The following is a 13,286-nucleotide window of genomic DNA, read 5'->3' as shown; positions in this document are numbered from 1 at the left end:
TATAGCCGATTAATAGAAATGCTAAGAAAGAATGTACAAGGGAGCGAATATATATGCTGACAAAAGAAAAGCTGAAGCACGCTTTTATGGAAATCGGAATAAAAGAGGGAATGGTACTTGTCGTTCATACATCACTTAGAAATGTCGGTTACATAGAAGGTGGACCAATAGTAGTGATAGAAAGTTTGTTAGAAATTTTAGGAGACGATGGAACATTAGTTATGCCGTCTATGACAAATGGAGAGGAAGTTTTTGATCCCAAAAAGACACCTACGGATGGGATGGGAGTTGTAGCAGAAACTTTTTGGCAAATGCCTTTTGTGAAGAGAAGTTCACACCCGAATAGCTCTTTCGCGGCTAAAGGAAAATACGCGGAGGAAATCATTTCTTCCCATCCCTTAGATGATCCTGAAGGCATTAAAAGCCCGATCGGAAAAGTTTTTCAGCTGAATGGAAGTATCCTTCTCCTCGGTGTTTCTTTTAATGCCAATACGGTGATCCATGTGGCTGAGTCGGTAAGCGAAGTTCCTTATAGAATTGTGGCTGATATGCCGCTTCTTAAGAATGGAAAGGTAGAAAAAGTCTCCGTTCCACTAATCAATCATTGCTGTCAAAACTTTAGTAAAATGGAGCCATTACTTAAAAGTAGCAACCTACTATCCACTCACCAGATTGGAAAAGGCATTGCCCAATTAATGAAGGCTAAAGATGTAGTTGAAATTGCTTGTGAACAACTAAATAGGAATATATATTATTTTCTTTGTGAAAAAGACTGTGAAGAATGTATGCAAGCAAGAGAATATGTTTCTTAACTAATTGAGTAATCCATTATTCATACTCCGTTCATATCCACTTCCTACAATATAGGAAGAAATGAACTAAGGAGATGAATCGTATGTTACGTCCGTTCCAACAACTCGCTAAATATTCAAGCAGTTCTAAAGGAGCGAAAGTTGTTCTAGCAGTATGGCTTGTCGCCGTTGTGCTTATGAGTATGCTGGCTCCATCAGCAAAAGAATATGAAGGTAACAGTAAAGAAGGAAGTGTCAAAGGGGACACTCCCTCAGAAATTGCTGCCCAAGTATTAAAAGAAGAGTATCCCTCGAATGAAGGCTTGACAGCTCTGCTCGTTTTTCACCGTGATAGCAAGATTACTGGGCAAGATAGAGAAAAAATTACAGAGTTAAGTGAATGGCTTGCATCGGATCAAAAGCCAGAATATATTTCTAGCGCATTACCATATCATGAATTTCCCGCTTCTGTACAAGACCAAATGTTTTCAGAAGATGGTACAACATTATTGTTTAATTTGTCATTACAAGCTGATTTAGATTCAGGCCTTGCAAATGAGACGATGGAAAAAATCAGGGAGAAAGCAAATGCAATTAGTATCGATGATGGTATGCAATTTGAAATCACTGGTCCTGCTGGGATTTCTGCCGATACTATTTCATTGTTTAGGAATGCCGACTTTGTTTTAATGTTGGCCACGATTGTTTTAATATTTATTATTTTAATTATTATTTATCGCTCTCCATTACTAGCGATTACACCGCTAATTATTGCGGGGATTGTATATGGAGTGGTTGACAGGGTGTTAGGATTGGCTGGTAAAAATGAATGGTTTGCAGTTGATAGTTCGGCAGTTTCTATTATGCTCGTTTTATTGTTTGCTGTCTTAACTGACTATAGCCTGTTCGTCTTTTCACGTTATCGCGAAGAATTAAGGAAGCAAGCGTCAAAGTATAGTTCAATGGAAGAAGCAATGCACCATGTATCAGAGCCTATTACGTTTAGTGGTGGGACGGTATTCTTGGCAATGCTAACACTATTCGTAACTGTATTTGAACCATACAATCATTTTGCTCCTGTGTTTTCAGTGGCAGTTGTTGTTATTTTGCTTGCTGGCTTAACCCTCATCCCAAGCATCTTTGCTTTAATGGGAAGAAAGGCATTCTGGCCATTTGTTCCTAAAGTAGAAAAGGATGCAAAACACAAGGTTGGTGTCTGGTCGAGAATAAGTAAGCAAGTAATGAAAAGACCTGCATTATTAGCTGCTAGCTTACTAATCGTCTTACTAATTGGAGCCATTAATTTTACATCTGTGAAATATTCCTTTAACTTGTTGAATTCATTTCCGGAGGATATCTCATCACGTCAAGGATTTGAATTATTAGGAGAGCATTATCCAGTTGGTCAATTGGCACCATTAACAGTGATTTTACAATCTGATAAAGAGATAGAGGTAAACGAAGCATTTTTACAAAACATGAATGATCTGAAAAAGGGATTAGAGAGGGAAAAAGGCATCAGTTCCGTCACAACGATGATCCCAAATGATGTACATGAACTACCTCGCAACTTTTTAGCAGATTCAAAAAAGGCAGTACGTCTTCAAGTTGTATTGGCTGATAATCCGTATGAACAAAGGGCACTTGATACGGTTCAAAAACTTAGAAATTCAGAAAAGGAGCTAGTTAAAAATAGTGGATTTTCTATAACTGACTACGAGCTTCAGTATGCTGGTCAAACAGCACAGCAGCTTGATGTAAAGCAAATGAACGAGCGTGATATGATTATCTTGTTTTCACTTGTTACAGTGTTACTAACTGTAATTCTTGGTTTCCAGACAAAGGCAGTTCTTATGCCAATTCTGATGATGTTTACCATTCTGTTATCTTATTTTGCATCACTAGGATTTGGCTGGTGGATTTTTAAACATTTAATGGGCTTTGAAGCGATAAGTTATCGATTACCTGTATACACTTTTGTCTTCATGGTCGCACTGGGAATTGACTACAATATCATGCTTGTTTCACGCATTAGAGAGGAAGCAAGGACACATCCGTGGAAGGAAGCGGTTGGACGTGGTGTCGCCTTAACTGGGGGAGTTATCTCGTCAGCGGGGTTAATTCTTGCGGCTACCTTTGCAGTCTTGATGACACAACCTTTACAGGAGCTCTTTTTATTCGGCTTTACAATGGCCTTAGGAATTTTACTCGATACCTTTTTAATCAGGGGCATTTTCTTACCGTCGATTTTAATATGGACGCATCGAAAGGATAAAGAGAAGAAAGAATTGGAAACGATAGTGAAAATTTAATCCAATAATGATGTGCGTTTCGGATGATTTTATTCGAAACGCCTTTATTTCTATTTAGTCAAGGACCTCTACTTACAACGCAAGGGTTAACAATGTTGATTTGCGCTCCAGGATGGCGCTTTCCGGAGGCGTGCTGTGAGCCGCTTCAGTCGCTACTCTCCTTGCAGGGTCTCACCTGTCACGCTGATCCCCTTGGAGCCGCCACCTTACGCTTCAATTAAATTGGTTATCTTTTTCTCACAGTAGCTTTGTTCCATTCATGCAAATGTAGTTAGATTTTTATACCTTCTGGGAAATCTGTATGTCAAATAAACCTAACGAATATTCATTTCGCTCCTGCGGGATCTTAGGTAGATGGACTTTTCCAGCAGGAGTCTAATATATGTTACCTGCTCATTAGTGATAAAATGTTTTTCAAAATAACAAGTGGCGGGTATAGGTGGTGCGGTGAATCGCCGCACTTGGATCACAAAGCATATAATCTCTTACCTTTTCATGAAAAGGTTGAAAGTGATTACTTATATTCGTTTTTAAGGTAAAGTAAAAATGAGGAGTGATGTATGTTGAAAACGCGCATTTTAGTTGTGGATGATGATCCGCATATTCGTGAATTATTACGATTCTATTTTCAACAAGAACGTTATAGTGTTATCGAAGCGGAAGACGGTGAGCAAGCCTCAGATTTGCTTGAGACGGAGCAAATACATTTAGCAGTTGTTGATGTAATGATGCCTAAAAAAAATGGATGGGAACTATGTGAGGAAATTCGAAAATACTATGATATTCCGGTCATTTTACTAACTGCAAAAGGTGAGATGGAAGATAAAGCGAAGGGGTTTTTATCGGGAACAGATGACTATGTAGTAAAACCCTTTGAACCGGAGGAGTTGCTATTTAGAATTCGAGCGTTGTTAAGACGCTATCAAATGGTTTCTGAAAATATTATTTCAATGGGAAATACGGTGATTGATCGTAATAATTATGAAGTGAAAGTGGAGGATCAGAGTTTTATATTACCACTTAAAGAATTCGAATTGCTTACACAGCTTGCAAGTTCCCCAGATCGTACATACACTCGTGACCAACTTTTACATTTAGTGTGGGGTATTGATTTTGAAGGGGATAGTAGAACGATAGATGTTCATATTAAACGATTGCGGGAACGATTTAGCAAACTGACAGACGATTTTCAGATTGTTACGATTAGAGGATTAGGCTATAAACTTGAGGTAAAAACAAAATGAAATCACTATATTTTAGAATCGTTGCTACATTTGCTTTAGTAGCGCTCGTCAGTGGCATCATCGCCTTTTTATTTTCTAATCTTTATTATCATTCGAAGTTAAAGGATTTTAATGAGAAGAAAATCCTTGAAATCTCCCGTGAAATTGCTTATTTACATGAGCATAATGAATTACCAATGGATGAATTTCTAACAAGTGTTGCTAATATGAACTTTCAGCTATATTTGGTTGATGAAAATCTGCAAGGTACGCAATATGGAGATAGATTCCGTAATTATGATTTGGAAGAAAATATTATTAAATCAATTTTGCATGGTAATACTTACTATGGCATTTCCGATTTTCAAAGCAATCTATTTGTAACAGGTTTTTTTAAAGATAATTTAGAAAATAGTATTGGCATTCCTATTACGGTTGACGGGCAGACAAAGGCTTTATTCGTACGTCCTAATGTGGAAAAACAATTTGGGGAAATGCGAATTGTATTCAGTTTGCTGCTAGGAATCACATTTTTATTAAGCTTGTTATTGATCCTTATTTTTACAACATTTATTGTACGACCAATAAAAAGGTTAACGAAAGCAGCTCGAAAAATTGCAAGTGGAAATTATCATATCCAGCTTGAAAGCAATCGGTCAGATGAAATCGGTGCACTTGCAAATGATTTTGGGAGAATGGCTAAATCATTGCAAAAATTAGATGATATGCGTCAAGAATTTGTTTCAAATGTGTCACACGAAATTCAGTCACCACTTACATCAATTCAAGGATTTACGAAGGCGATTCGTACAAAAACTGTTTCAAAGGAAGAGGCAGACCGATATTTGTCCATTATTGAACAAGAAAGTAGTCGCCTATCTTCACTTAGCAAACAGCTATTGATGCTTTCATCGTTAGATAAACAAGTGAAGTCCATAAGTAAAACTGAATTTAGGCTTGATGAACAAATCCGCGAAGTAATACTTGTAACAGAATGGCAGTGGAATCAAAAGAATATTGAAATCAATCTTGATTTACGAGAGATAGTGATAAATGCGGATGAGCAGTTGTTGTTCCAAGTGTGGATGAACCTAATTGCAAACAGCATTAAATTTACAGATGAAAGTGGAGCTATCTATATTTCAGCCAAAGTGGATGATGATATTATTGTCGTGGTAAGGGATACAGGAACTGGCATTCCAGTAGAAGAATTAGCGCAAATTTTCGACCGTTTTTATATGGCAGATAAATCTAGGAATAGAACGAAATCTGGGAGTGGCCTAGGGCTATCTGTAGTGAAAAAAATTATCGACATACATGGTGGCACCATTAGTGTGAGTAGTGAGTTAAGAAAAGGAACCGAATTTATCATTCGGCTACCGTGGTGAGATTTGGATATTTAAAGAGTGGGTTTGACGGTCGTAAATAGAAAGTGGTTGATCGCGAATAGAATCGTGAGACGGCGAATAGAGTGAGATTACCCGAAGTAGACCGGATTAACAATTTCAGAGCAATATAAAACCTAATTGAACATAAATTCTCCAACTCCACATAATCATAGCCGTGTAAATAAATAACGGATGAGACGAAGCGCAATCAGTAGTAAAAGCTTAACAATCAATAGTAAACTATTAGTAGAGAAGTAAACGCTTAAAATTGGTAATCAAGGGGGAATACATGTATGTTAAGTAAATCTAGCATCGAGGACATATTGACGGCAGCTTTATCAACAGGTGGAGATTTTGCAGAAGTGTTCGTTGAAGATCGCTTTACGAATAGTATAATGCTTCAGGAAGGTAAGATTGACCGCAGTATTTCGGGCAGAGATGCTGGTGTGGGAATTCGTGTATTCAATGGTCTTCAAAGTGTGTATGCTTACACGACAGACTTTACCACAGCTGGCTTGCTAAAGGCTGCAAAAAATGCTGCACATGCGATAAAGGGTAGTGAGCAGCACACAATTGCAGCACTTAAACAGGAAATGATTGAACCAATACATAAAATTATACAAATGCCGCGAACAATTGAAAATGGGCGAAAAGCGGCAGTAATGAAAAAGGCTTATGAGATAGCGAAAAATTATCACTCTAGTATAAAGCAAGCAACCGTCAATTATATTGATAACGAACAAAATGTCCTAATTGCGAATTCAGAAGGCAAGTTCGTCGAAGATACGCGGGTAAGAAGCCGGATGGCGATTCAAGCAATCGCTTCGGATGGAACGCAAATGCAGCCGGGCTTCTATGGTCCTGGCGCTTATCAAGGATTTGAGTTTTTCGAGAATCTGAACCTAGAACATTATGCAAGTGAAGCAGCGCGCATTGCAGTAACAATGCTTGATGCGGAAGAATGTCCGAGTGGAAAATTCCCTGTAATTATCGATAATGAGTTTGGTGGTGTTATTTTTCATGAAGCGTGTGGGCATGGATTAGAAGCGACGGCTGTTGCGAAAAATAACTCTGTGTTTGCGAATAGGATCGGAGAAAAGGTTGCGCCAGATATCGTTACCTATATTGATGATGGCACTATACCGAATGAATGGGGTTCTTTAAATATAGATGATGAAGGCGAAAGAACGAGAAAAAATGTTTTAATTGAAAATGGAATATTAAAAGGCTATTTAATTGATAGATTTAATGGGCGTCGTATGGGTATGGATGCGACTGGTTCAAGTAGAAGAGAATCATATCGCTTTAATCCAACTTCACGCATGACAAATACGTATATAGCACCAGGTAAATCGACACCGGATGAAATTATTGCATCAACAGAGCATGGACTGTACGCAAAATATATGGGCGGAGGCTCCGTGAATACGGCAACTGGAGATTATAATTTTGCGATTATGGAAGCATATATGGTTAAAAACGGAAAAATTGGCAAACCAGTTAAGGGTGCTACATTGATTGGAAATGGACCGAAAACATTACAGCTTGTTGACATGGTTGGTAATAACCTTGCTCATGGAGCAGGCATGTGTGGTTCTGTTAGCGGTAGCCTTCCAGTGAATGTTGGCCAGCCAATGATTCGTGTAAGTGAAATAACCGTTGGTGGAACGAAGGGGGAGTAATCGGATGAAAGTGGAGAAATTTCAAGAAATGCTATTAGGCAATGGATTAGAGCATGGGTTTGAAGATATGGAGATCTATTATGAAAAATCCAATCGCTTTGCCTGCGAGATTTATAAAGGTGAACTGGATCATTACGAAACTGCCGAAGATAGTGGGCTTTCTTTCCGAGGTCTTTATAATGGGAAAATGGGTTATGCCTACACAGAAAAGTTTGATGAGGAATCAATCATTTACTTACTCGAACATGCGAAAGCAAATGCGCAAGTTATCGAGGATGAGGAGCAAGACGATATTTTCGCAGGTAGTGATGAATACGAAGAAAGAGATTTCTATTCAGAAAGCTTAGATATGATCTCTATTCCTGATAAAATTGCTTTTTTGAAAGAAGTGGAAAAGAAGGTCTCTAACTATGACCCCCGCATCGTTTCACTTAATTCTTGCAAGATGATAGAGCAGTCGAAAGAACGGGTTCTTGCTAATAGTAGGGCGCTTGTTTTACATGATCGGAAAAATTATCTCGCTATCGTCCTATCGGTTGTCGTTAAGCAGGAAGAAGAAACGAAAAGTGGATTCACAGTAAAAATAACGAAGGATTTCTCCACACTAAATGCCGATGAAATAGCAAAAGAAGCGGCGGAAGAAGCTCTATCTTATCTGGGAGAAAAATCAGTTGCTAGCAAAAGATATCCAGTTATTTTTCGCAATGATGCCTCTGCAAGTTTGCTAGCGACATTTGTATCGACTTTTTCTGCCGAGGTTGCACAAAAAGGCCGTTCATTACTAGAAGGAAAAACTGGAACAATGATTGCAGCCGAGAATATTACGATCAAAGACGATCCTTTTCATGAGGAAGGTTTTGATAGTAGGAATTTCGATGGCGAGGGTGTAGCATCGAAAACATGCACGATTATCGAAAAAGGAATATTACAGACCTTGCTTCACAATCGTAAAACTGCGAAAAAAGCTGGCGTGGAAACGACAGGTCACGCATATAAGTCTTCATATAAAGGAACATTGACAGTTGCTCCTTCAAACTTTTATATCGAGCCGGGCGAAAAACAACATGAGGAATTAGTGAATGCTCAGAAGGAAGCAGTCATCATTACAAAGCTTGCCGGTCTGCACTCTGGTGCTAATGCCGTTTCAGGGGATTTCTCTGTTGCAGCAAACGGCTTTTATGTGAAAGATGGTAAGGTAGAAACAGCTGTGAAGCAAATGACGATTGCTGGGAATTTCTTTGAACTGCTAAAACAAATAGATGAGGTCGGATCTGATCTTTACTTTTCGACCAGTGGAATTGGATCTCCGTCGCTTTTATTAAAAGGATTAACAGTAACAGTTGAATAATATATAGAAAGATAAGGGAGAGCACGTTCTTTTCCCAAACCAAAGGCTCCAGATTCGCCAAAATATGGCGAATTACTGGGGCTTGTTTTTTCATGACTAAAGACATCGAGTGTTATGTTAATCTAATATTTTGGTGGGAGGAAACGATGATTTCACTTAGTAGAATTTTAAAATTGCGTGACTTAGAAATTTTTCATGTGTTAAACAACGGAAATATTTTAGCTTATGTAATAATTGAGGATACTAAAAATCCTTTTACAGAAGAAGATAAAAAAATGGAACCTTTATGTTATATGGATGAAAAAGACATTAATGAAATTTTAAATGTAATAAGAATTTCATTAATTAATGATGAAACTTTTATAAAAGAAGATTCAATTACTTTGAGAGAGTACTTTTCAGTGTTTGTGAATAATACAAATTTGACGAATTTCATTATTAAGGAATATATTCAAGAAGATTTATATGATAATGATGATAATATAGAGTCTTTCAATAAGATTTTACAAAATATAGGTTCAAGTTATATTATTGAAGAATTTGATGAAATAAACTGGATTTATTTATCTCAAGATTAAAGAATGGTAGCTAAGTAGATTAAATTAAAAAGGATCTTCAATTGAAGATCCTTTTTAATTTCCGAAAACTAGCGTCATGTCTACTAGAGTATAAAATTATTTATTACTTCCTTCTTATTAGTTCTGATGCTAGTAATAAGATAGAAAAACCAACAGTAAATATTAAAATATTTAAAATATCAATTTTAATATCAAATAAAACATTATAAAAAACCAAAACTCCTAAGAAAATTAAGGTGTGATCAAATAATCTAGAAGAATTTAAAATTTTCTTAGCTTTTCTCAAAATTTATCAACTCCTTTATTTATACCAAGAGGTAACACTTTTTCGATATTTTATTGATAATTAATAATTCATATATAATGACGTTGAATTGATAGTAAAGTTGCCTATATTTACTTTAAAAATTAATAAACATTTGCAATTAGCGTTTGAACAAGCCTATTTTTTAAAAATATATAGAAAATACATTCTATATCTGTTATAGTAGATGTAGAACAAGTGGGAGGAAGTGTAGTATGCCAACAATTAATTGGGGATTGATCGCGCCATTACTCGTAATTCAATTTGTTTTACTTGTCATTGCGTTGATTGATTTGAAAAAACAAGAGCGAGCGAATGGGTCAAAGTGGATTTGGGTACTTGTCATTCTGTTTGGCAATCTTCTAGGACCAATCATATATTTTGTATTTGGAAGGGGTAAGGACAGATGAATGTGCTAGAGATTAACAACCTGTCAAAGCAATATAAAAATAAAAAGGCGGTACAAAGTTTAGATTTTGCGCTCGAATCGGGAAAGTGTACAGCTTTACTTGGTCCGAATGGTGCAGGAAAAACGACGACATTGAATATGATTGCTGGTTTGCTTACTTCAACTACGGGAGAAATTCAATCACCCCTTCTTCATCCAAAGCAGGATCTTCGCACATTAATCGGATTTTTACCGCAATATCCTTCTTTTTACGGTTGGATGAGTGGGGAAGAGTACATGATGTTTGCGGGTGAGATTTGTGGTTTAGAGAAAAAGGAAGCAGCAACGAGAACGGCAGAACTTTTACAGCTTGTCAGTTTAGAGGACGGAAAGAAACGGAAAATAAGTCAATATTCTGGTGGTATGCGTCAAAGACTTGGCATTGCACAGGCATTGATTCACAAACCAAAACTAATTCTGCTGGATGAACCCGTTTCTGCACTTGATCCTTTTGGGAGAAGAGAAGTCTTGGAGCTTATGAAAAAGTTAAAAGAGGAGACGACGATTTTATTTTCCACTCATATTTTAAATGATGCAGAAGAAGTCAGTGATCATGTTTTATTTATGAATGAGGGAAAAATAATTGAGGCTGGTAGTTTACAAGATGTGAAGAAAAGAAATGCGGAGAATTTGATAAATCTACAATTTATCGATGCTGCTTCATTGTATATGCCCCTTTTTAATAAATATAAAGTGAATGTGAACAGAGACACATTAGTAATAGAGGTCCAAGATATAGAAGAGGCCAAAAAAGACATCCTTCAAATCATTCTTCGCGAACAATTGCCACTTATTAAATTTGAAATGAGTGATGTCTCATTAGAAGAGATTTTTATGAAAGTGGTGAAAAAATGAAACAGTTTCAAGTACTTTTTAAAAAGGAATGGTTAGAAGCAACACGTGATTTTAGGTGGATTTGGATACCGCTTGTATTCATCCTCCTTGGGATTATGGAACCGTTAACGGCTTATTATACACCACAAATCATCGAGCAATTTGGAGGTTTACCGGAAGGGACGGTCATTGAAATTCCAATGCCAACAGCAGGAGAAGTGCTCGTTCGGACAGCAGGTCAACTTAATCTATTTGGTGTCCTAGTCATTATTTTAGCATTTATGGGAATCCTCGCTGGGGAAAGGAACTCGGGTACCGCAGCAATGACTCTAGTTAAACCAGTATCTTATCATGCATTTATCGGAGCGAAGTGGCTACACGGTGCTGTTCTAGTAGGTGTTTCTTATTTGCTCGGGATGCTGGCATCTTGGTATTATACGTATCAATTATTTGAATTAGTAAAGGTAACAGATTTTATGGCGGGAACCTTAACATTTGGAGTGTGGCTCTTATTCATTTTTACACTCACACTATTTTTTAGTAGTTTCAGTTCTAAAGCAGGAATTGCGGCGTTTGCGACATTAGCAACTGTTATTGTACTATCGACGATTTCATCCTTATTACCGGAAAAATTGAATTGGACGCCCTTTGGATTAACGGTATATGCGAGTGAGTTTTGGATGGGGCAAGAAGTTTCTGGGAGAATATCAGTTGCCTTCATCGTAACCATCGTAGTAATGGCTGTACTCGCAGTGCTTTCTATTCGAATTTTTAGGCGGAAAGAGTTGGCTTAAGAGTCTTACCAGGTTAGAGATAAAAAGCAATCATGTCATTAAACTGCTTCTAGATAGAGCAGTTTTTTGTGGAGTTTTGCTAATTAAGTAGAATGGCTAGTATAAAGTGTTAGTTGGCTAGTAAAGCACCATCCACCGCCAGTAAAAGCCAACTGATGGCTTGTATTTTTAGAGCGATGGCCAGTAACCTACACGCAATGGCCAGTAAACGTTCCGCAACCGCCAGTAGACAGTTAACAAGGTTTATAAAACTCGTAAATTTAATTTTTCCAATTGAAAAAATGCAGTATTTTTTGTTTTTTCTCCAAAACACCGTTATAATTAAAAGATACGAAGAGAAATTAGGTGATCGATATGTATGATATTCTTTTGCAAGATTCATATACGGAATGGGTTGTGCCACTGACGCTTGCGATCATGTGGATTCTTAGTTTGCAGCTTTTTTCTATCGCTCATCCTAGTTATGAACGTAATAATATAGAGAGTACGCGGCAGTCTGCAGTATTTATCGTTCCTGCGACTAGAAGTGAACGGCCGCTTCGCATAGCTGAACAGTTATTTAAAACCGTTAAGCGAAAAGAATGTCCCGATGATCCGGAAGGGCCCCATTCTTCTATTTAAAAGTTAAAATTTTAAATAGAAGGGTGAATTCATTGAGAAAAAATACATTATTAATTACAATACTCGCCATTACAACCTTATTATTAGGTGGTTGTTCAGGGGTTGAAAATCAAACAGGTTTTTTCTATAGCACATTTGTCCGACCATTTGAGTGGTCGATTCATGAGATTGGGGTACTGCTCGGAGGGAACTTCGGATTGGCTTTAATACTCATTACGCTTATCATCCGCCTCGTTTTAATGCCTTTTATGCTAAAAACGTATAAAAAGCAGCAATTAATGAAGGGGAAAATGGAGCTAATAAAGCCAGAGATGGAAGAAATTCAAAAACGCTCTAAAGAAGCGAAAACACCGGAAGAGCAAAAGCAAGTTCAGCAAGAGATGATGCAACTATATCAAAAGCATAATGTAAATCCGCTTAATATAGGTTGTCTACCTATGCTGATTCAAATGCCAATTTTAATGGGTCTCTATTTTGCGATTCGTAGTTCTACAGAAATTGCTACACATTCGTTTTTATGGTTTGATCTAGGACAGACTGATATCATCATGACATTGATCGCTGGTTTTGTTTATCTCATTCAAGCGCAAATATCAGCATCAACCGTCCCGGATGCACAGAAAAAACAAATGCGTATATTTATGTATATATCGCCAATTATGATCATGTTTATTTCCTTTTCGGCCCCAGCTGCATTGCCGTTATATTGGACAGTGGGGGGAATCTTCCTCATTATTCAAACGTGGATTGGACGCCGATATTATCAGCATCATCCAGAAAAAGCAAAAGAATAAAATGAGAAAAAGATAGCCTTTTTGATAGGGCTATCTTTTTTTGTCGATATTTATATTATTTTTAAAAAAAGTGAAACTTTTCCCTGATATAAAACGTCATATTAATGATAGAAAGAGATATTTTGGTAATTTTCTGATGTATTGTAAAATAATTGCGTATTTTGGAAAA

The 13,286-nt window shown here is 37.1% G+C and carries 13 protein-coding genes; 12 read left to right on the top strand and 1 reads right to left on the bottom strand.

Annotated elements, in window-relative coordinates:
- Nucleotides 1-53 precede the first annotated feature (53 nt).
- From BLE01S_RS13240 to BLE01S_RS13210, 7 genes are all read left to right on the top strand, one after another.
- On the top strand, nt 54-812 hold the full coding sequence (locus BLE01S_RS13240; RefSeq protein ID WP_066142880.1) for an AAC(3) family N-acetyltransferase: 759 nt from the start codon (nt 54-56) through the stop codon (nt 810-812).
- Between the two features lie 83 nt (nt 813-895).
- Complete coding sequence (locus tag BLE01S_RS13235; protein WP_066142877.1) at nt 896-3,103, top strand: MMPL family transporter; 2,208 nt, start codon at nt 896-898, stop codon at nt 3,101-3,103.
- Nucleotides 3,104-3,663: 560 nt separating this feature from the next.
- On the top strand, nt 3,664-4,347 hold the full coding sequence (locus BLE01S_RS13230; protein ID WP_066142874.1) for a response regulator transcription factor: 684 nt from the start codon (nt 3,664-3,666) through the stop codon (nt 4,345-4,347).
- Nucleotides 4,344-5,714, top strand: coding sequence for a sensor histidine kinase (locus BLE01S_RS13225; RefSeq protein WP_066142871.1), 1,371 nt, complete (start codon nt 4,344-4,346; stop codon nt 5,712-5,714). Before BLE01S_RS13230 ends, BLE01S_RS13225 begins: the two co-directional genes overlap by 4 nt.
- Nucleotides 5,715-6,007: 293 nt before the next feature.
- Entirely contained in the window at nt 6,008-7,396 is a 1,389-nt protein-coding gene (locus BLE01S_RS13220) for a TldD/PmbA family protein (RefSeq protein ID WP_066142868.1), read from the top strand.
- A gap of 4 nt (nt 7,397-7,400) precedes the next feature.
- Complete coding sequence (locus BLE01S_RS13215; RefSeq protein WP_066142865.1) at nt 7,401-8,744, top strand: TldD/PmbA family protein; 1,344 nt, start codon at nt 7,401-7,403, stop codon at nt 8,742-8,744.
- 146 nt (nt 8,745-8,890) lie between these two features.
- The gene (locus BLE01S_RS13210; protein ID WP_066142862.1) at nt 8,891-9,322 is read left to right on the top strand and encodes a terpene synthase; all 432 of its coding nucleotides are present in this window, start codon (nt 8,891-8,893) and stop codon (nt 9,320-9,322) included.
- 103 nt (nt 9,323-9,425) lie between these two features.
- Here the strand turns inward: BLE01S_RS13210 and BLE01S_RS13205 are convergent, their stop codons facing one another.
- Nucleotides 9,426-9,608, bottom strand: coding sequence for a hypothetical protein (locus BLE01S_RS13205; protein WP_066142860.1), 183 nt, complete (start codon nt 9,606-9,608; stop codon nt 9,426-9,428).
- Between the two features lie 233 nt (nt 9,609-9,841).
- Here BLE01S_RS13205 and BLE01S_RS13200 point away from each other — a divergent pair, with 233 nt between their 5' ends.
- From BLE01S_RS13200 to yidC, 5 genes are all read left to right on the top strand, one after another.
- Entirely contained in the window at nt 9,842-10,036 is a 195-nt protein-coding gene (locus BLE01S_RS13200; protein ID WP_066142857.1) for a PLD nuclease N-terminal domain-containing protein, read from the top strand.
- Nucleotides 10,033-10,929: an ABC transporter ATP-binding protein gene (locus BLE01S_RS13195; protein WP_066142854.1), complete on the top strand. Its 897-nt coding sequence runs from the start codon at nt 10,033-10,035 to the stop codon at nt 10,927-10,929. Before BLE01S_RS13200 ends, BLE01S_RS13195 begins: the two co-directional genes overlap by 4 nt.
- Nucleotides 10,926-11,702: an ABC transporter permease gene (locus BLE01S_RS13190; RefSeq protein WP_066142851.1), complete on the top strand. Its 777-nt coding sequence runs from the start codon at nt 10,926-10,928 to the stop codon at nt 11,700-11,702. Before BLE01S_RS13195 ends, BLE01S_RS13190 begins: the two co-directional genes overlap by 4 nt.
- Nucleotides 11,703-12,056: 354 nt before the next feature.
- Nucleotides 12,057-12,323, top strand: a complete 267-nt coding sequence (locus BLE01S_RS13180) for a hypothetical protein (protein ID WP_066142844.1) — start codon at nt 12,057-12,059, stop codon at nt 12,321-12,323.
- Nucleotides 12,324-12,355: 32 nt separating this feature from the next.
- Nucleotides 12,356-13,117, top strand: a complete 762-nt coding sequence (gene yidC / locus BLE01S_RS13175) for a membrane protein insertase YidC (RefSeq protein WP_066142842.1) — start codon at nt 12,356-12,358, stop codon at nt 13,115-13,117.
- The last annotated feature ends 169 nt before the right edge of the window (nt 13,118-13,286 follow it).

The organism is Lederbergia lenta NBRC 16444, assembly GCF_001591545.1.
Taxonomy (GTDB): Bacteria; Bacillota; Bacilli; order Bacillales; family Bacillaceae_C; genus Lederbergia; species Lederbergia lenta.
This window is presented reverse-complemented; position numbering and strand designations above follow the sequence as displayed.